General features: G+C 44.4%; 19 protein-coding genes and 1 pseudogene. 4 read left to right on the top strand and 16 right to left on the bottom strand.

Annotated elements, in window-relative coordinates; all coding sequences use genetic code 11:
* Window positions 1-163: 163 nt before the first annotated feature.
* Both coaD and rsmD read right to left on the bottom strand, forming a co-directional pair.
* Window positions 164-646 (bottom strand): pantetheine-phosphate adenylyltransferase, encoded by a 483-nt coding sequence (gene coaD, locus CKW00_RS09490; protein WP_095822372.1) that lies wholly within the window; start codon window positions 644-646, stop codon window positions 164-166.
* Window position 647: 1 nt separating this feature from the next.
* Window positions 648-1,205, bottom strand: a complete 558-nt coding sequence (gene rsmD, locus CKW00_RS09485; RefSeq protein ID WP_095822371.1) for a 16S rRNA (guanine(966)-N(2))-methyltransferase RsmD — start codon at window positions 1,203-1,205, stop codon at window positions 648-650.
* A 215-nt stretch (window positions 1,206-1,420) separates the two neighbouring features.
* Between rsmD and CKW00_RS09480 the strand changes: the two genes are divergently transcribed.
* A complete protein-coding gene (locus tag CKW00_RS09480) occupies window positions 1,421-1,804 on the top strand; it encodes a DUF7147 family protein (RefSeq protein WP_095822370.1) in 384 nt (127 codons plus the stop codon).
* Window positions 1,805-1,883: 79 nt separating this feature from the next.
* On the opposite strand, the gene CKW00_RS09475 is transcribed toward CKW00_RS09480, so the two are convergent.
* Window positions 1,884-2,159: a YlbG family protein gene (locus CKW00_RS09475; RefSeq protein WP_008589720.1), complete on the bottom strand. Its 276-nt coding sequence runs from the start codon at window positions 2,157-2,159 to the stop codon at window positions 1,884-1,886.
* Window positions 2,160-2,175: 16 nt separating this feature from the next.
* Entirely contained in the window at window positions 2,176-2,610 is a 435-nt protein-coding gene (locus tag CKW00_RS09470; RefSeq protein ID WP_008589718.1) for a YlbF family regulator, read from the bottom strand.
* 183 nt (window positions 2,611-2,793) lie between these two features.
* Here CKW00_RS09470 and CKW00_RS09465 point away from each other — a divergent pair, with 183 nt between their 5' ends.
* Entirely contained in the window at window positions 2,794-3,165 is a 372-nt protein-coding gene (locus CKW00_RS09465) for a YugN family protein (RefSeq protein WP_008589716.1), read from the top strand.
* A gap of 82 nt (window positions 3,166-3,247) precedes the next feature.
* Window positions 3,248-4,306, top strand: coding sequence for a sporulation integral membrane protein YtvI (gene ytvI, locus CKW00_RS09460; RefSeq protein WP_095822369.1), 1,059 nt, complete (start codon window positions 3,248-3,250; stop codon window positions 4,304-4,306).
* A 154-nt stretch (window positions 4,307-4,460) separates the two neighbouring features.
* Here ytvI and CKW00_RS09455 read toward each other — a convergent pair whose 3' ends face one another.
* From CKW00_RS09455 to CKW00_RS09410, 10 genes are all read right to left on the bottom strand, one after another.
* Window positions 4,461-4,916 carry a DUF420 domain-containing protein gene (locus CKW00_RS09455; protein WP_095822368.1) on the bottom strand — a complete coding sequence of 152 codons (456 nt, stop codon included), beginning with the start codon at window positions 4,914-4,916 and terminating at the stop codon, window positions 4,461-4,463.
* Window positions 4,917-4,918: 2 nt separating this feature from the next.
* Window positions 4,919-5,836 (bottom strand): cytochrome c oxidase assembly factor CtaG, encoded by a 918-nt coding sequence (ctaG, locus tag CKW00_RS09450; RefSeq protein ID WP_095822367.1) that lies wholly within the window; start codon window positions 5,834-5,836, stop codon window positions 4,919-4,921.
* 251 nt (window positions 5,837-6,087) lie between these two features.
* A complete protein-coding gene (gene ctaF / locus CKW00_RS09445; protein WP_095822366.1) occupies window positions 6,088-6,414 on the bottom strand; it encodes a cytochrome c oxidase subunit IVB in 327 nt (108 codons plus the stop codon).
* Between the two features lie 3 nt (window positions 6,415-6,417).
* Window positions 6,418-7,041, bottom strand: coding sequence for a cytochrome (ubi)quinol oxidase subunit III (locus CKW00_RS09440; RefSeq protein ID WP_095822365.1), 624 nt, complete (start codon window positions 7,039-7,041; stop codon window positions 6,418-6,420).
* Window positions 7,038-8,861: a cytochrome c oxidase subunit I gene (gene ctaD, locus CKW00_RS09435; RefSeq protein ID WP_374704060.1), complete on the bottom strand. Its 1,824-nt coding sequence runs from the start codon at window positions 8,859-8,861 to the stop codon at window positions 7,038-7,040. Before ctaD ends, CKW00_RS09440 begins: the two co-directional genes overlap by 4 nt.
* Window positions 8,862-8,923: 62 nt before the next feature.
* Window positions 8,924-9,991 (bottom strand): cytochrome c oxidase subunit II, encoded by a 1,068-nt coding sequence (gene coxB / locus CKW00_RS09430; protein WP_095822363.1) that lies wholly within the window; start codon window positions 9,989-9,991, stop codon window positions 8,924-8,926.
* A gap of 67 nt (window positions 9,992-10,058) precedes the next feature.
* The gene (gene cyoE, locus CKW00_RS09425; protein WP_008589701.1) at window positions 10,059-11,000 is read right to left on the bottom strand and encodes a heme o synthase; all 942 of its coding nucleotides are present in this window, start codon (window positions 10,998-11,000) and stop codon (window positions 10,059-10,061) included.
* Window positions 11,001-11,271: 271 nt separating this feature from the next.
* A complete protein-coding gene (pyc, locus tag CKW00_RS09420) occupies window positions 11,272-14,715 on the bottom strand; it encodes a pyruvate carboxylase (RefSeq protein ID WP_095822362.1) in 3,444 nt (1,147 codons plus the stop codon).
* Window positions 14,703-15,893, bottom strand: coding sequence for a putative lipid II flippase FtsW (ftsW, locus tag CKW00_RS09415; protein WP_095822361.1), 1,191 nt, complete (start codon window positions 15,891-15,893; stop codon window positions 14,703-14,705). Before ftsW ends, pyc begins: the two co-directional genes overlap by 13 nt.
* A 97-nt stretch (window positions 15,894-15,990) precedes the next feature.
* The gene (locus CKW00_RS09410) at window positions 15,991-16,272 is read right to left on the bottom strand and encodes a YlaN family protein (RefSeq protein ID WP_008589694.1); all 282 of its coding nucleotides are present in this window, start codon (window positions 16,270-16,272) and stop codon (window positions 15,991-15,993) included.
* 199 nt (window positions 16,273-16,471) lie between these two features.
* On the opposite strand from CKW00_RS09410, the gene CKW00_RS09405 reads away from it, so the two are divergent.
* The gene (locus tag CKW00_RS09405; RefSeq protein WP_095822360.1) at window positions 16,472-16,966 is read left to right on the top strand and encodes a hypothetical protein; all 495 of its coding nucleotides are present in this window, start codon (window positions 16,472-16,474) and stop codon (window positions 16,964-16,966) included.
* A 147-nt stretch (window positions 16,967-17,113) separates the two neighbouring features.
* Here CKW00_RS09405 and CKW00_RS13860 read toward each other — a convergent pair whose 3' ends face one another.
* Window positions 17,114-17,263 carry a hypothetical protein gene (locus tag CKW00_RS13860; protein WP_233129763.1) on the bottom strand — a complete coding sequence of 50 codons (150 nt, stop codon included), beginning with the start codon at window positions 17,261-17,263 and terminating at the stop codon, window positions 17,114-17,116.
* Window positions 17,263-17,349 (bottom strand): annotated as a pseudogene (locus tag CKW00_RS13955) (group II intron maturase-specific domain-containing protein); the annotation flags it as partial. The gene CKW00_RS13860 and the pseudogene CKW00_RS13955, both read right to left, overlap by 1 nt.
* Window positions 17,350-17,467: the final 118 nt, after the last annotated feature.

Raw genomic sequence — 17,467 nt, 5'->3', positions numbered from 1 at the left:
AGGTCTGCTTTACTGAAACACAAATATATTTTACATCCCGTCATTTAGGAAGTACAGCAATCCCTGTCACGTAAATAAAAATACGTGAACCCTTGTTATTTAACACTCCGGGTTCACGTATACATACTTTTCAATCAACTTTCCCGTCGGCACGGGGAGACGTTCATCTTTTGAAACGGTCCTGCAGAGCCTTCTCCACTACTTCCGGAACAAGCCCGGTAATCTCTCCCTGATATTTCGCTATCTCCTTGACAATGCTTGAACTGAGGAACGAATACTGATTATTCGTCATTACGAAAAACGTTTCAATCTCTTCATTTAATTTACGGTTCATTGAAGTGATCTGCATCTCGTATTCAAAATCACTGACTGCTCTCAAGCCACGGATGATCGCCTCAGCCCCGGCTTCTTCGGCGTACTTCATAAGTAGTCCGCCGTAACTCTCCACCGTCACGTTATGTATCCCGGCCGTGGATTCCCTAATCAATTTTTTTCTTTCCTCCACAGAAAAAAGCGGAGATTTACTTTGATTATTAAAAACTACGACCCGTACTTCGTCAAACACTCTGGCAGCCCGTTCTATGATATCAAGATGTCCGTATGTAATCGGATCGAAACTCCCAGGGCAGATCGCTAAACCGGCCATATTATCCCTCCTTCTTATAAAACGCCACTCCGATATTAGAGCCGTACTCTTCCTGTTTGAACATAACTACAGAACCCACCTGCTGAGGCAGCGATTCTGACACATCGTGTTCGCACACTATTATAGCTTTTTCCTCGAGAAGTTGATACTCTTGAAGGCTTTTCAGTAATTCTTCATAAGAAAATTTCTTATAGGGGGGGTCAAGAAATACGTAAGAAAAAGTGAGCCCCCTCTTTCCTGCTGCTTTTATAGCTCTGTATGCATCGGTTTTGAAGACTTCGGAACGTTCCTCGAGCTTCAAAGATCTGAGGTTGTCCCATATCGTTTTAATGGCTGCAGGTTCTTTATCTATGAAAACTGCCTCATCTGCCCCTCTGCTGAGACATTCGACGCCGAGTCCTCCGCTTCCTGCAAAGCAGTCGAAAACTTTACCTCCGTCAAAGTACGGACCGATGATCTGGAAAATAGCTTCTTTGACTTTATCAGTCGTAGGCCTTGTGTTATGTGTGGGCACAGAATAGAGACGCTGCCCTTTGTGACTGCCGCTTATTACTCTCATGCTGATCACCTCCCGTTACAAGGTTTTTCTTAATGCTACCATAAAACGCCGTGCAGAAAAATCATCATTCACCGGAACCCTGTTTTTTTTATTTATCGACGGGTCACGCGGTCGCCATCAGGGAAGGGACCGACCATTGTTTTATATAAACGGTTTATTACCAAGTGCTGGCGTGCTAGAGTAATAATGATGCAGCGAAGAAAGGAGAAATATTTATGAGACAAAAATTCATTGAACTGGGGGAAGGTTACACGGATATCTATGAACTTGTTGAACTGGGCAAACATATGCCAGCCCGTGTTGAAACCGCCCTTGCTTTTCACAGCGAAATTGACGGAGAACCGAAAACGTCTCTCGCTTTGATAATGAAGCCGGCCGAAAAGTTTCAGCCCATATATATATGCAGAGAAGGAATACCGAACCCTCATGAGATTCCGAACACCAGGTTCGATCTGTTCAGAGAAATGACGGACGAAATCGGGGTGGAAATTCAGGAATATACGCTTAAACCATCCACGATGTTTCCTGAAACAGATTTATACTATCAGTACCTGATAGGAATATTAAGAAGTAACAAGGCCCTGGCAAGGCTTACCTGATCGTTCAAAACTAAATAACCCCGACCGGGACATTTCTGCCCGGTCAGGGCTGATATATCTATAAAATGCGTAATTGTAACTATATACCGAACTTATAGTCATATTCTTTTGCTTTATCGGGCTTGGCGTTTTCAAAATCCGTTTCTACCTGCGGTTTCCAGGAAGGTTCCACGCGGAGTACATAAGATAATTTATTCAGTGTCTCCATCTTTTCCTCAAGTTCTTCCCGGTTCACGTAAATAACCGCATATTTCCGTTTCTTGGAAGCATGAATCAAATGCCCGTATTTCTTCAGGTGACGAACATTTTTCATCTGCTGAAAATAAACGATGATCCCCTGTCTTTTAACTCTCATGTTTCACACATCCTTCTTAAGAACAGCCACAGCCGCCGCCACTGCCGCATGAACAGCCGGTATCTGTGAAAACCATCCCGTTCCGTGGGACTTTAATCTGTTCACTTACGCTGAAAGCCACGTCCTGGCTAATATCATCGAGCAGCTTCTGAAGTTCACGTTCAGCACGCTTGTAGCGGGCGACGCTCGGGTGCATATCCATTTCTCTTTTCACACTTCGGATACTTTTCATAATTTTACTATAATCGGGATGATACCTTCCGAAACGCTGTACTTCTTCGTATTGGTCTTTCATTTTATTAAAATTACGTATGAGAGTCTGAGCTTCTTCATCTTTGGCAAGGTCGGATTTCGCCTCATAGAACTCTTCCATAACGTCTGATTTCATTATTATCTGGCCTATCTCTTCCGATCTATCCAACAAGTCTACAATTTCCATAGTAGCTAGCATAAAAGGGATTCACCTCCTCCTTTATCATATCAGACTAATACATATAAGAAAATCGTTCTTGAGAAATTCCCCTTTCGCGTGAAAAAGACTAAATTTAACGATAAACCCTTCCGGTTTAATTGCAACTTTCTTCTTTTCATAATAAAATGTTAACTATACATAATTTGTTGTGAGGTGGAGAGTATGAAATTAGAAAACACTGGTATCGAAGATTTAGTACTCGACGTGAAGACGTTGACACGAATCATGGAATCAAACGGGTTTATGCTCGGCGGATCCTGGGACTATGAAAGGGTTACATACGATCATAAAATCGAATCCCCTGAAACGAACATCACTTACTACGTAAGAATCCAGGGTTATGCTCTCAGTGGAGACGTGGATAAAGGAAATGCCGTTATGAAACTCATGACTCCGCTGCTCGGAAAGCATTATTATCCTCATGGAGTCGAATACGGTGAAGAAGAAGGATTCTCCAAAGATTTAATCGATAAGTCTCATTATTTGATCAGCAAAGTACAGGCTCCGGCAAAGGCGAACCAGACAGACGAGTAATGGATTGGGAGTCGCGCATCGTGAATGATGGGCGACTCTTTTTTCGAACGATTTCTCAAGGGAAAGGAGACACGGCCCCGCGTTGTTTAAACAAATAACTAAACGTCAATGGACATTGATTTTTCTTACAATTATCGGGCTCGCAGCAGCTTATTTCATACTGCCTGTAGCAGTTCCTCTCATAATCGCTTTCATCACCGCCCTATTTCTGAACCCGTCGGTACGCTGGTTTCAGTATAGATTCCATATAGGCCGGCAATTTTCCGTGTCTATCGTATTTCTCTTGTTTCTCTTACTTCTAGGGCTCGTAGGTACATTCGCTGTGACAAGAGCTGTAGCTCAAATCATACATCTGATTGATAACGCCCCTCTTTATATTTCCCAGCTGAACCAGGTAGTCATCGATTTAAAAGATAACATGAACAACCTTACAGAAATGCTGCCTAAAGAGTTCATTGACCAGACTTCCGATCGTATCGAAGAGAGTTTGGAAAGGTCCACCGAAAGACTTACCGATACATTAAACATAGAAAATGTAACTGCACTTGCGGCTAAAATACCTAATCTGATAGTAAGTCTGCTCGTGTACCTGATCGCTCTCTTTCTGTTTATGCTGGAACTGCCAAGGCTGAAAACGAAAATGCATTCCTACTTGACCGAAGAAACTTCCGAAAAGGTTCAATTCATGAATGCCCGTCTCAGCTATGTCGTGTTCGGTTTTCTGAAAGCACAGTTCCAGGTCAGCATCATTATATTTATAGTTACGCTGGTGGCACTTCTCTTCATTTCACCCGAAGTCGCTATTCTTATGGCTCTGATTACCTGGGCAGTAGATTTCATTCCGATTATCGGTTCCATCGCCATTATAGGCCCCTGGTCCGTTTACATGTACGCTACCGGAGACGCTGCGACCGGAACCCAACTTATGGTACTCGCTATCGTGCTGCTGGCCATCCGGCGTACGGTCGAACCGAAAGTCATGGGAACACAGATCGGCCTTTCCCCGCTTGCTACTCTTGTAGCAATGTATATAGGTCTGAAACTTATAGGGGTACTCGGATTTTTCGTAGGTCCTCTTGTCATCATAGCCTTCAATTCCGCTAAGGAAGCCGGTCTGATCAAGTTGAATGTCAAACTTTAATGTACCTATTTCTCACATTACTCTTCTCTAGTGAGGAATTCGATAAAATGACGTAATAAATATAATATTCCTCATAAAAAGCGGTCTGCCCGGGGTTCCCCCCGTACAGACCGCTTTTTGTGATTTTTTCCTGAATTTTAATTTACGATACCGATCATGTACCCAGAATCGCTTTAATGACGCTGGTCGTATCTCCCCCGTCATATATGATATATAGAAGAAGATAGACAGCTACTCCGGTAATCGCAGTAAAAAACCATATGATACTGGTGACCGGTCCGATCTTGCGATGCTTTTTAATATTCCGTTTAAGCGCAAGGATAATCGTGATGATACCGAACACCGCCCCGGTTGTCGCAAGCGTTATGTGGAAAATAAGAAATACAGTATAGTAAATCTTGTATTCCTCGGGTCCTCCAAAGCTTGTATTTCCGATGAAGACGGTCCGGCTTACGTAGATTATGAAAAATATCAGAGCGCTGAGCGCAGCTGCAAGCATAACTTTCTTATGAGCTGATCTTTTATCATTAGCTATGAGAATCCAGCCGATCCCCACCAGAACAGCACTTAGTACAATAAAAGCAGTACTAATCGTTGGCAATAAGGGCATTGTTATCTCTCCTGTACATATTCATTTTGTTCCATCGATACTTCCGGTATAGGATCGACTATATTTCGTTCCTTGTTGAACCATGAGAAAAAGATGTGCCCGATGATAGCCGCAAAAATAACTTCCTGCATTATTTTCATGATGATTCCGCCAAGCTGCTGGTCCTGTAACAGAGGCATCGACGTAAAGAATTCCGGCCCGTTCAGTGAACCTGCCAGCCCTTCGAGAACTCCGGTAGGCACACATAGACTGAGAGCGTCCATCCAGGCACCGGACTGCGTGTATGTCGCATACAGCGGAGCATCAGAGAATATGATCAGAGCACATGCAGGGGTCAGCAACACACCACTTCCAAAAATGACGCCTATCTTCAGTAGAGGTCCGAGTCTGTCTAAGCCTTCCGTAGGAGGGAAGACGGATACCCACATACAAAAAGCGAAGAAAAGAATAGTGGTGGAAAACCCGGCGTGGATGATTTCGTTCGATTTGGCGAAATCAAAAACCGCAGGCACGTGGTACATGGAAAAGAATCCGCTGAACAGTAATAGTGACAACAACGGTTTTGTAATGAACTTCAAAATCGGCCGTATTACCGGACGGTCAAAAATTCTTCTCCAGACCTCGCCCGGCACTCCATTAATGATCAGAAAAGGAAACACGAGATAGTACAGAGCCATCTGGGTCATGTGAGCGGCAAACATAATGTGCGCCATCAAATCTATGGGAGAACCTTTAACTATGTAAAGCAGCACTAAACCTGAGAAAAACGTGATCTGTTGGAAACCTGTCGCTTTCTCCTTATCATTCCGCCGGCCCGGTCCGGTCAGATAATAGTATACCAGAGCAAGTACGGCTACGAAAATCATATAGAAAGGGCTCCACAACGCCCGGAATCCGAATATTTGTAATTCTAACCACATCTATCTCACCCCTTAAAATAACTTGCTAACTGCTATTTTAAATCACAACGTTCAAAAATAATAGATATATCCCCTATTGTTTTCTAAAATGTCAAAATTGCTTAGTTGAAGTTCTTTCTCTGTCCATACCTTCATTCCTTTTCTTCCCACCTATTATGTCAGTCTTTCAGGGATTTAGCTGAAGGAAAAATAGAGGTGATATTCATATACTTTCACACGAAAAAACCGGAGGAGAGCCCCCGGTTTTTGTATTACCACCAAATGATTGTAGTAAAAGTGATAATAGTTGCAAGTGCAATTGTCATTCCGCCGAACATGATGACGGTCGGCATGAAATGCCCTTTATTCTTCATATGCATAAAATAGAACAACTGAAATGCTACCTGAACTCCAGCCAGTAAAAGAAGTATCGGTTTTATGAAATAAGAACTGATGTCCAGGATTACCATACTAAAAGCAATAAGGGTAAACAGGATCATAAGCGCAAAAGTAATGACCTGCTGCACCATTTCTTCTTTGTTTTCATCTTTCCGTACATTCAATTTGTGCCTTGATACGTTCTCCGTACGTTCCGACATCGCTTACCCCACCTTTCCTAGTAGGTATACTACGGTGAAAATGAACACCCACACTACGTCAATGAAGTGCCAGTAAAGACTGGAAATGTAGAATTTAGGTGCGTTATATAAATTCAAACCGCGTTTCTGGTTCCGGATCATCAATGAAGTTATCCAGAATAAACCAAATAGAACGTGTCCTCCGTGGAAACCGACCAATGTATAAAACCCGGACCCGAAGGCAGAAGAACGGAACGTGAATCCGTATTCGTGGATGTAGTGGTAGAATTCATAAATTTCGCATCCAAGAAAACCAAGTCCCAGAAGTACTGTAACTCCCAGCCAGAGCTGCATTTTTTTGAAATCATGGTTTTTCATATGATACATAGCATACACGCTGGTCAAAGAACTTGTCAGCAGCAGCATAGTCATTATGAAAACAAGCTCAAGTCCAAACAGGTTTTCGGGAGTGTTGTCGCCGGATGTAGATCCGGAGAGAGCCAGGTATGTTCCGAAGAGAGAGGCGAAAAGTACCGTCTCTCCTCCGAGGAACATCCAGAAACCGACAAATTTATTTTTACCTTCAAGGGTGGCTTTTTCCGGATCATGGGGCATATGTTTTGGATTTAAAACGTCGTCATGACTCATTCTTTGCCATCCCCCTTTTCAATAAGATCTTCTTTATGAATATGATAACCGAGATCATCTTTGAACGATCTGGTGAACATGGAAGCGAAGAAAAGTCCCATGCCGACAGCAACTGCTATAAACCACAGTTTGTTGTCTACCTGATAAATAAATCCGAAGCCTGCAATAAACAGACCCATTGACATCAGGAATGGAAGTATAGAGCCATTAGGCATATGAATATCGCCAAGCGGTTCCGCAGGAGTAATACCTTTTCTTCCTTCCATCTTTTCAATCCATAGTGGATCCAGTCCACGTACGAGTGGAGTCTGTTTAAAGTTATAAAATGGAGGTGCAGATGGCAGAGACCATTCGAGAGTACGGCCATCCCAAGGATCCGCAGAAGCTTTAGGTTCCTTAATTGCTGTATAAACTACGTTATATAAGAATACCAGAGTTCCGATAGCCATCAGGAAGGCACCTATTGTACTGATCAGGTTACCGGTTGCAAGACCCTGTCCTTCGAAATATGTCCAGTAACGTCTAGGCATTCCCATCAGTCCCAGGAAGTGCTGGATGAAGAATGTCAGATGGAAACCGATGAAGAATGGCCAGAAACCTAAGTGACCCAATTTCTCGTTCAATACTTTTCCGAACATCTTCGGCCACCAGTAGTGCATAGCCGCAAATAGGCCAAATACTGTACCTCCGACAATAACGTAGTGGAAGTGGGCAACCACGAAGTATGTATCGTGATACTGGTAGTCGGCTGCTGCTGAACCGAGCATTACCCCAGTCATACCTCCAATTGTAAATGTAGGTATGAACCCGAGTGCCCAGAGCATAGCGACACTTAGTTTAATACTTCCGCCCCACATGGTAAACAGCCAGTTGAAGATCTTGATTCCTGTAGGTACGGCGATCGCCATAGTGGAAACTGCGAAAATAGAGTTTGCAATCGGACCGAGTCCTACTGTAAACATGTGGTGGGCCCAAACCATGAACCCTAGAAAACCGATCAGCACTGTTGCAAATACCATTGCAGAGTAACCGAAAAGTCTCTTCTTAGAAAATGTAGAGAAAATATCACTGAATGCCCCGAACACAGGAAGAATCAGAATATAAACTTCCGGGTGCCCGAATATCCAGAATAAGTGTTCCCAAATGATTGCGTTTCCTCCGGCAGTTACGTCGAAGAAGGCAGAGCCAAACATACGATCGAACATCATAAGGAATAGACCTACTGTAAGAGCCGGGAACGCGAAAAGAATCAGGACGCTGGTAATGAATGTTGTCCAGGTGAATAGCGGCATACGCATATAAGTCATACCAGGTGCTCTCATGTTAATGATCGTTACCAGGAAGTTAATACCACCGATCAGTGTTCCTGCCCCCGCTATCTGAAGTCCCATTACGTAATAATCCACTCCGTGGCCCGGAGATGTCGAGGATAACGGTGCATAGTTAGTCCAGCCCGCATCCGGCGCTCCTCCAGTGAACCAGGAAACGTTCAGTAATAGACCTCCAAATAAAAACAGCCAGAAACCAAGGGAGTTAAGGAAAGGAAACGCTACGTCCCTCGCTCCTATCTGCAATGGTACTACGGCGTTCATCAATGCAAATATAAGTGGCATGGCAGCCAGGAATATCATCGTAGTACCGTGCATCGTAATCATTTCGTTGTAAAGACCTGCTGAAATAAAGTTACTGTCCGGCTGCATCAGCTGGATACGTATTATCAGCGCTTCGAGGCCGCCGATCAGGAAGAATAGACCTCCGGCGACCAGGTAAAGGTGCGCAATTTTTTTGTGGTCAACCGTTGTAATATAGTCCCAAATCATAGCACCAATGCCGCGCTGTTGTACAATCGCATTACTCACACTATAACCTCCTTTTTAATTATTTACTTCTTGCCGGAAGAGCCATTAACAGAATCAGGAGTTACTTCTGAATGGTCTAACTGCATTAAGTAGTCAGCTATTTGTTGTGCTTCTTTTTCAGATACGTTGTAGCCTTCCATTTTGTTGCCAGGTTTGAACTGATCCGGATCCATTATCCAGTCTACAAGGTTTTCTTTGTTGTGATCCAGAATACCGGCAATTTTCGTACGGTTTCCGAAGTTGCTGAGGTTTGGCCCCACACCTGCCGGAGAGTTACCTATGGCGTGACAGCCCATACAGCTGTTTTCGAAAGCTTTTTTTCCATCTTTAGCTGAAGCGGTTTCAGGTGTCGCTTCCGGGTCAATGTTCTGCATATCGGAAACCCACTGATCATACTCTTCGGAACTTACTGCGACTACTCTGAAGTCCATTAACGAGTGTGACTGACCACAAAGTTCGGCACAGTGTCCCCAGTACACCCCTTCTTCATAAGCTTCTAAGTACATAGTGTTTTCGTTATCACCAGGGTTTGTGTCCATTTTACCCGCGATGGAAGGCACCCAGAATGAGTGGATAACGTCACTTGATTTCATATCTAAGTATACGCGCTCTCCTGTCGGAATATACAGATCCTGACTGGTCGATATTTCCTGATCAGGATAGTTAAAGTGCCACCAGTACTGGTTACCGGTGACTTCCACAGTAATCGAACCGTCTTCCTCACGCGGTTTTTCGTCTGCAAGGTCGAAAGTGGCCTGTACAGTCGGCACTGCCAGAATAAGGAGAAGCAGTACCGGTATAACGGTCCAGATAATCTCTAGCGATTTGTTACCCTCTGTCTGTTTAGGGATATAGTTCTCCTCACCCTTTTTACGACGGTAACGAATAAGTACGAAAATATAAATAGCCATGACGACCACGAATACGAAAGTCATAATCGCAAGACTGATCACCATAAGATCAAGTAATAGATCTGCCCCGTACCCTTTGGGCTTGAGTGCACTCAGGTTCTCTTCCCCGCACCCGGCAAGGAAAAGTACCAGCACACTAAAAATGAATACCGGACGAAGCTTGCCCATCCAACCTCTCATGTGTAATACCTCTCTTTCTTTTTTGTATTTGAAAGTATATTAATGTGAACTAGGTTTTCACCTAATTTCAAACGTAAGGAAATGGCATAGTTACCAGCACCATTGTAAGGAATAGAATTGTAAGATAATTAAGGGAGTACACAAACATCCATGTAGCCCATTTCTTATCATCTTTCATCACAAAACCGGCTAATGCCAATACGAGCCAACCTACAGATAATATATAAGCGACTGTCAGGAAGACTCCGCCTAAAGAAGCAAGATATAAAGGTAAAGGCAGAAGACAGGCGACATATACGACTATCTGTCTTTTTGTCATCTCAAATCCTTTGACTACCGGAAGCATCGGAACTCCTGCTCTCTCATAATCATCTTTCTTTTTCATAGCAAGTGCCAGAAAATGGGGCGTCTGCCATAAGAACATGATAAGAAACAGCATCCACGCTTCCATACGAAGACCCGGCTCAATAGCAGCCCAGCCTATCAGCGGGGGGACGGCTCCGGAGAAACTACCTATAACCGTGTTCAAAGTATATCTTCTTTTGGACCACATCGTATAAAGGATTACGTAAACGATCCATCCGAACACTCCCCAAAGTGCTGCCTGCCAGGAAGCGAGTGTCAAAACGAGAAAACCGGCTGCTGAGGTGACCAGCCCTCCGATTAAAACAGACTGTAACGACATCGTCCCTGTTACGGTAGGTCTGTTTTGCGTACGATCCATAATCGGATCGATGTCCCTGTCATACCAGTTGTTTAGAATACATCCGCCTGCAATAACAAGCGCAGTACCAAGGAGCGTCCACAGAAGCGTGACCCATTCTGTCACAATACTTGCCCCGGTGTAGTACAAAGCGAGCCAGAAACCCGCAAAAGTAGTGATCAGGTTCGAATTGATGATTCCGACCTTTATTAAACTTTTAATATCTTTTACCAGGGAAGTCTCCCGGTTCGCTTCTTCTTCCATAACGTGAGCAGACGTAGAATCGACTGTCCTAGGATTGTCCATCACTTGATATTCCTCCTCCTGCCTTTTGCTCAGTACACAAAAGTTACAGAAATATTAACCATTGCCACAAAAAACGTCAAATTAATTGTATCACGGAACCATATTTCTATCTATTCAATTACTATAAAATTAAACAAATGTGACGTAGTTGTGAAAAAAGTATGTAAAACCTATGTAAATGTGAGGACATATTCATTTTTACCATTACACGACTATTTTTGCAAGGAGACTTTTCATAAATACAGCCCGGCACCTAAAGCCGGGCTGTATTCTATTCAAATTCGATAAGTAGATCTCCCACGTGAATAGTTGCATTATCTGTTACGTGAACGGCTTTAATCGTTCCGTCAAAAGGAGCCTGTACAGTCGTTTCCATTTTCATAGCCTCTGTCACCATCAGATGGTCCCCTTTAGTGACCTTTTCACCTGCTGCAGCCATAACTTTTACAGCAGTCCCGGGCATACTGGCTCCGATATGCTTTTCATCTGATTTGTCCGCCTGTGGTCGCACGGCTGTAGTGGCAGTAATGCTATTGTCTTTTACAACTACTTCCCTCGGCTGTCCGTTAAGCTCAAAAAATGCAGTTCTGGTTCCGTCTTCCTGCGCTTCACTTATGGACACCAGTTTCACTATCAAAGTTTTCCCTTTTTCGATGTCTACTGCAATTTCTTCGCCCAGTCTCATTCCGTAAAAAAAAGTGGGAGTGTTCAGCATCGACATGTCCCCGTACTGATCAAGGAATTTCTGATAATCCATGTAAACTTTAGGATAAAGTGCATAGCTTATCATATCGAAGCTTGTTACTTGACGGTCCAGCTTATGGAACAGCGTCTCTTTCAATTCTTTGAAGTTTACAGGTTCTAAAAATTTACCCGGCCGATCTTGAAGAGGCGTTTTTCCTTTCAGAACGAGGTGCTGGAGTTCGGCAGGGAATCCCTGGTAGGGCTGGCCCAGATACCCTTGGAAAAATTCGATGACACTGTCCGGGAAATCAATCGTTTCCCCTTTATTATACACGTCATCTTCGTTCAGATCGTTTTGCACCATGAACAAAGCCATGTCCCCCACAACCTTTGAAGAAGGGGTCACTTTAACGATATCCCCGAACATGTTATTCACCCGTCTATACATTCTTTTGACTTCATCCCACCGGTCACCAAGGCCTACGGCTTTAGCCTGCTGCTGAAGATTCGAATACTGGCCGCCCGGCATCTCATGTTCATACACTTCAGTATGAGGGGCACGCAGACCGCTTTCAAACTCTTCATAATAATCCCTTATATCTTCCCAGTAATGTCCGAGTTTCTCATAAGCTTGTATATCCAGTCCGGGCCTTCTGTCACTGTCTTCGAGAGCATAGTACAAACTGTTGGCACTCGGCTGGGAAGTCATTCCTGCCATTGAACCTGCAGCAACATCCACTACGTCAACTCCAGCCTCAACTGCTTTTGCATACGTGAAAATACCATTCCCGCTTGTGTCGTGGGTGTGGAGGTGCACAGGAATGGAGACTTTCTTCTTCAACGCACTTATCAGCTGGTATGCAGCTTCGGGTTTAAGGAGTCCTGCCATATCTTTTATCCCTAAGATATGAGCACCCGCCTCTTCAAGTTCGCCTGCCAGTTCAACATAATAATCCAGGTCGTATTTAGAACGGTCCGGATCGAGAATATCCCCGGTATAACACATGGCGGCTTCCGCTATTTTACCTGTCTTTCTGACGGCTTCGATGGCAGGTTTCATACCTTCCACCCAGTTTAGACTGTCGAAAATCCGGAAGACGTCTATTCCTGCATTCGCACTTTTCTCTACGAATTCTTCAATCAGGTTATCCGGGTAGTTTTTATATCCTACAGCATTGGAGGCACGGAGCAGCATCTGGAAAAGAACATTCGGAGCTTTTTCCCGTAAGGTAAGCAGCCGGGACCACGGATCTTCGTTCAAAAAGCGGTAAGACACATCAAACGTAGCTCCACCCCACATTTCTAAGGAAAAAAGTTCGGGCAGAAGACGTGCCGTCGGTTCTGCTATCGTTTCGAGATCTTTTGTTCTCACCCTGGTAGCAAGCAGCGACTGGTGGGCATCCCTGAACGTCGTATCAGTAAGCAGTACTTCTTTTCTTTCTTTCAGCCATTCCACCAGTGCTTCCGGCCCTTCCTCATCCAGAATCTGTTTGGTACCTCCCGGAAATTCATCAGTGCGCGGAAGTTCAGGGACCCGCGGATCCGGATAGTCAGGTTTTTTTCTGCCGCCTTCTCCATCATACCCGTTCACCGTTTTATCAGCTATGTGCTGCAGCATTTTGGTGCCCCGGTCTTGTCTTTTCGGAAACACGAATAATTCAGGAGAATTGTCAATAAATGTGGTGCTGTATACGCCGTTGATAAACTGCGGATGCTGAATGACATTTTGCAGAAAAGGAATGTTTGTTTTGATACCCCGAATTCGGAACTCTTTTAAATTTCTGACCATTTTTTGTGCAGCCTGTTCAAATGTAAGGGCCCAGGTGGACACTTTTACGAGTAAGGAATCGTAGAACGGGGAAATCACCGCACCCTGAAATCCGTTACCTGCATCCAGACGCACCCCGAACCCTCCCCCGGTACGGTAAGCCATGATTTTTCCGGTATCAGGCATGAAGTTATTGAGCGGGTCTTCCGTCGTAACTCTTGATTGAATAGCGTAGCCGCTCGTAACTAAGTTTTCCTGGAATGGTATCCCTATGTGACTTTCAAACAATGGATGTCCTTCCGCCACTTTGATTTGAGTCTGAACGATATCAATTCCTGTTATCATTTCGGTGATTGTATGTTCCACCTGTACCCGCGGATTGACTTCAATGAAGAAAAATTCTCCATCGGCAACCAGAAATTCCACAGTTCCGGCATTCACATATCCAACATTCCGCATCAGCTTGACAGCCGCGTCACAAATATTCTCCCGAAGTGTGCCGGACAAGGACATACTCGGCGCCATCTCAACCACTTTCTGATGCCGTCGTTGCACGGAACAGTCGCGTTCATAAAGATGTACCACATTTCCATCTTCATCACCGATGATCTGGACTTCGATATGTTTAGGATTTTCAATTAGTTTTTCGAGGTAGACTTCTTCACTGCCAAACGCCGCTTTCGCTTCTCCTCTGGCTCTCTCGAAAGCTTCCTCGAGCTCTCCGGAAGTCCGGACAATTCTCATGCCGCGACCTCCGCCTCCCATAGAAGCTTTGATTATAATCGGATACCCGTGTTCTTCGCCGAACTTTCGCACTTCTTCTACTCCGGCTACGGGCTTGTCGGTACCCGGAATCAGCGGAATATCAGCTTTTTGCGCCTGCTCTCTCGCCTTCACCTTGTCACCGAACATTTCCAGCTGCCTGCTCCCGGGGCCTATGAATTTGATGCCTTCCTCTTCACAGCGTGTTGCGAAATGAATGTTTTCAGACAAAAACCCATAGCCCGGGTGAATGGCATCCACCCCTACTTCTTTAGCCACTTCTATGATATTTTCGATATCGAGATAAGCGTCAATCGGTTTCTTTCCTTTACCGATCAAATAAGCTTCATCCGCTTTATATCTGTGATAAGAGCCTGTGTCTTCCTGAGAATAAACCGCCACTGTTCTAATATCGAGCTCAGTACATGCACGAAATACCCGGATAGCAATTTCCCCGCGGTTAGCGACGAGTACTTTTTCGATCTTCCTTAATTCTGCCATGATTTCACTCCTCGATTTTTATTGATGGTTCTCTCCTTGAACTGGCCGGGTTCTTTTTCCCTCACTTCTTTCTCTTCATTGAAGCGAACCCCTCTGGCTACACTGTTCAGCATCCCTGCGGCGAGCATGAATATCAGCAGAGCCGACCCGCCATAACTTACAAAAGGAAGAGGGACCCCTGTTATAGGAAGCAATCCGCTCATAGCACCTAAATTAATTATCGCCTGTATAGCGACCATGGAAGATATCCCTATGGCCAGTAAAGAACCGAAAGGATCTTCGCACTTCTTAGCTATATAAAGCCCCCGTAACACGAATAGAGCCAGAAGACCAAGAGTGATCACCACTCCAATGAATCCCAGTTCCTCGGCAATGACCGCCATAATGAAATCTGTATGAGGTTCAGGCAGGTAACCCAACTTCTGGACGCCCTGCCCCAGTCCTTCTCCTGTCAGACCGCCACTGCCGATAGCTATATAAGACTGGATCAGATGATAACCGTCCGCATCCGGAGTCTCAAACGGCTGGTAGGCGCCCGTAAACCTGGAGGCCCGCTCATCCGTTATCATCTGCTGGCTGGCAAGTACCGTGACCAGCACTATACCGCTCACTAAAATCATTACGTGCTTCATTCTGATCCCGGAAGAAATTACAACGCTTGCAGCTATCATTGCTATAACAGCGGCTGTTCCTATATCAGGCTGCATGATGATTAAGCCGAGCAGCAGCGAAGTCAAATACAAAGGAGGGAGAACCCCTTGAGTGAAATTATCTATGTAGGGCTGCTTTTTTGCGTATACAGACGCTAAATAAAGTACCAGTCCGACTTTCACAAATTCGGCGGGCTGGACACTGAATCCCCCGAATACATACCACGACGTTGCGTTGTTCCTCGTCTCTCCGAAAATGAAAACTCCTACCAGTGACAGTACCATAATAAGTACGGTAAGTTTAACGAACCTCCGGTACTGCCTGTAAGGGATGAACGCCGCTACCAGAAAGACTGCCAGTCCGATCACCGCCCACTGCAGCTGTTTAAGCAGGAAGTGGTTCGGTTCCACTTCGAATTTAACAGGTGCATCCACCATGCTCGCACTATAGATCATCACTGTGCCGAATCCTATAAGTACCAGTGGTGCGAACATTAAAGTGAAATCTAATGATTTCCATATTTTCATATATCTCATCCCTTAACTAAAGCCTTTTAATATTCTGAAAACGTATATGTAATAAAAAACTCAAATTACAACTGAAGGTCGCAATTTGAGCCTTTACTTATGACCGTTGAGATGCTTCATGTAAAACATTCAGCTGTTTTTCCAGGTTGTCGAGAAGCTCTTTGCCCTCTTCTTCGGTTATAAGATTCAACCTTGTCGCAAAATTGATTTCCCGCGACAATCCGAACATCTGGGTATCCAGTACCTCTTCATATAACGGGCACTGGGGCATAGTCAAATTATCTATTTGTACTTTAATTAATTGAAGAATTTTATCTGCGTCCGCTTTAAGAAGGGCATATGCTTTCTCCCGCTGATCAACTGCTACATCAGACAACATTCAACTCCCCCCTCTTCTGCATTCTTTCATTTAATATTATCGTTTATCAGGGTGAAATGCAACATAACGATCACTGAATCCTTACCTATTATAGCAAAAAAATAAAAATTCAGCGACAGCGGGGCCCAATTTAATGAAATACCGGGGGAATTCTGCTATCATGTGAAATAAATTGTTTAAGGAAAGGCGGCTATCATCCATGATTGTACAAATTACCGGTAAGGTTACTTACCCTATTACCCTGGATCCCACCGTTTGGATTTTTGACGACCGTAAACTTACGTTTTCCGAAATTTTTGAAGACGGAATCACTTCCGAGGAGGAAAGGGAGATTGATGAATTGCGCGAACAGGCGGAACGCTTCAATAGAGCCATGTATCAGCAGAAAGTCACTCCCCCTGTCAACAAAAGCGTAAACCGCTATGAAAAAGAGCGGGCTGTAAAAGGAACATTTTTAATGCCTCTGTTGCCTTTTTTACATACAAGCGACATTCATGATGAGGCAAAAACAGCAGTTCTTGAAACTTCAGAAGGAGAAAAATCAGTCACCGCGGAAGAAATTCGTGACGCCTACGCCCTGTTCGCCGAAAAAGGAAAGCCTTTGAAGGATGACGGCCCTATCCATCTCTACATGGGAGACGGCTCCAACAAAGACGAACCTATTAAGGGGATTAAAAAAATCAGGTTCGAATAGTCAGTGGAGGTGACTAGTCTCCGTCCTCTCCCACCACCGTACGTACGGTTCCGTATACGGCGGTTTCATAAAATTCAACGTGCATTCAATGATTTCAAACCCATACGTTGCCAATAGTGATCATTGAGTGTGCGGTGGAGAATTGGGCTACTGGCTATACGCCAGTAGCCTTTTCTTGTATTTCCCCACTTCAAGGCTTTCGCCTTTGGCACTCCCAATGCTATTAGATTCTTCACTTTTGTCCGTGGCCATTTCCATTCCTTCCATCGAATCATTCGGAGCCTTCTCCTCAACCATTCCATCATTCTTTTGAAGATCGATGGCGTTTCCGCCAGGCGAAAGTAGTTATACCATCCGGTAAGAAACTCATTAATTTTTCTCAATACGGTATGTCATATCGGTACTCCACTTTCGACTCGTCCATTGGCGTAAACGTTGTTTAGCCTTGTGAACCGAATCTTTGTGGACGCGCACTCTAGCCTTTCCTTTCACCGAAGGTGT

The sequence above is a fragment of the Salimicrobium humidisoli genome, assembly GCF_002295105.1.
GTDB lineage: Bacteria > Bacillota > Bacilli > Bacillales > Halobacillaceae > Salimicrobium > Salimicrobium humidisoli.
Note: the sequence above shows the minus strand (reverse complement) of the source record. Positions and strands in the feature narration are given on the sequence as shown.

Excerpts from the sequence above, each read along its gene's own strand:
- CKW00_RS09440 (WP_095822365.1), bottom strand. The coding sequence starts at position 7,041 with ATGAGTCATGACGACGTTTTAAATCCAAAACATATGCCCCATGATCCG.
- CKW00_RS09480 (WP_095822370.1), top strand. The coding sequence starts at position 1,421 with ATGAGACAAAAATTCATTGAACTGGGGGAAGGTTACACGGATATCTAT.
- CKW00_RS09465 (WP_008589716.1), top strand. The coding sequence starts at position 2,794 with ATGAAATTAGAAAACACTGGTATCGAAGATTTAGTACTCGACGTGAAG.
- CKW00_RS09455 (WP_095822368.1), bottom strand. The coding sequence starts at position 4,916 with ATGCCCTTATTGCCAACGATTAGTACTGCTTTTATTGTACTAAGTGCT.
- CKW00_RS09475 (WP_008589720.1), bottom strand. The coding sequence starts at position 2,159 with ATGAGAGTTAAAAGACAGGGGATCATCGTTTATTTTCAGCAGATGAAA.
- CKW00_RS09405 (WP_095822360.1), top strand. The coding sequence starts at position 16,472 with ATGATTGTACAAATTACCGGTAAGGTTACTTACCCTATTACCCTGGAT.
- ctaF (WP_095822366.1), bottom strand. The coding sequence starts at position 6,414 with ATGTCGGAACGTACGGAGAACGTATCAAGGCACAAATTGAATGTACGG.
- pyc (WP_095822362.1), bottom strand. The coding sequence starts at position 14,715 with ATGGCAGAATTAAGGAAGATCGAAAAAGTACTCGTCGCTAACCGCGGG.
- ctaG (WP_095822367.1), bottom strand. The coding sequence starts at position 5,836 with ATGTGGTTAGAATTACAAATATTCGGATTCCGGGCGTTGTGGAGCCCT.
- CKW00_RS09410 (WP_008589694.1), bottom strand. The coding sequence starts at position 16,272 with ATGTTGTCTGATGTAGCAGTTGATCAGCGGGAGAAAGCATATGCCCTT.
- CKW00_RS09470 (WP_008589718.1), bottom strand. The coding sequence starts at position 2,610 with ATGCTAGCTACTATGGAAATTGTAGACTTGTTGGATAGATCGGAAGAG.
- ftsW (WP_095822361.1), bottom strand. The coding sequence starts at position 15,893 with ATGAAAATATGGAAATCATTAGATTTCACTTTAATGTTCGCACCACTG.
- CKW00_RS13860 (WP_233129763.1), bottom strand. The coding sequence starts at position 17,263 with ATGGTTGAGGAGAAGGCTCCGAATGATTCGATGGAAGGAATGGAAATG.
- cyoE (WP_008589701.1), bottom strand. The coding sequence starts at position 11,000 with ATGGACAATCCTAGGACAGTCGATTCTACGTCTGCTCACGTTATGGAA.
- rsmD (WP_095822371.1), bottom strand. The coding sequence starts at position 1,205 with ATGAGAGTAATAAGCGGCAGTCACAAAGGGCAGCGTCTCTATTCTGTG.
- coxB (WP_095822363.1), bottom strand. The coding sequence starts at position 9,991 with ATGAGAGGTTGGATGGGCAAGCTTCGTCCGGTATTCATTTTTAGTGTG.
- ctaD (WP_374704060.1), bottom strand. The coding sequence starts at position 8,861 with ATGATTTGGGACTATATTACAACGGTTGACCACAAAAAAATTGCGCAC.
- coaD (WP_095822372.1), bottom strand. The coding sequence starts at position 646 with ATGGCCGGTTTAGCGATCTGCCCTGGGAGTTTCGATCCGATTACATAC.